Source organism: Streptomyces sp. AC627_RSS907 (assembly GCF_019049165.1).
In genome coordinates, this window is the sequence record NZ_JAGMUE010000298.1 from 1 (window position 1) to 559 (window position 559).

Consider the following 559-nt stretch of genomic DNA (forward strand, 5'->3'; position numbering starts at 1 on the left):
ACCCAGAACAGCGCGCCCGCGCCCGTCGCCAGCGCGTACCAGACCAGCAGCCCCATCGTCACGACGTGGCTGCCGCGCGCGCCGTACAGCGCCGCCGGGATGCCGAACCGCGCCGGGACCGACTTGACGCCGTGCGCCCGGTCGGCCGCCACGTCCTGGCAGCCGAAGATCAGGTCGAAGCCGCCGATCCACACGCCGACCGCGAGGCCGAGGATCACCGCGTCCCACGACCAGGAGCCGGTCACCGCGAGCCAGGCGCCGATCGGGCCCATCGCCTGCGCGATGCCGAGGATGGCGTGCGGGAAGTTCGTGAACCGCTTCCCGTACGGATAGACCACCATCGGTACCACCGCGACCGGCGCGAGCGCCAGGCACAGCGGGTTGAGCAGCGCGGCGGCGCCCAGGAAGAACACGAGCGCCACCAGCGCGCCGGTCCACGCCGAGCGCACCGACACCGCCCCGGTGACCAACTCGCGCCCGGCCGTGCGCGGGTTACGCGCGTCGATCTCGCGGTCGATGATGCGGTTGGCGGCCATCGCGAAGGTCCGCAGCCCCACCA

The 559-nt window shown here is 73.3% G+C and carries 1 protein-coding gene; it reads right to left on the reverse strand.

From position 1 onward, the window contains the following. Positions 1–559 (reverse strand): UbiA-like polyprenyltransferase (locus KUM32_RS35380; RefSeq protein WP_217146031.1); only part of this gene is annotated, 559 nt, incomplete at both ends.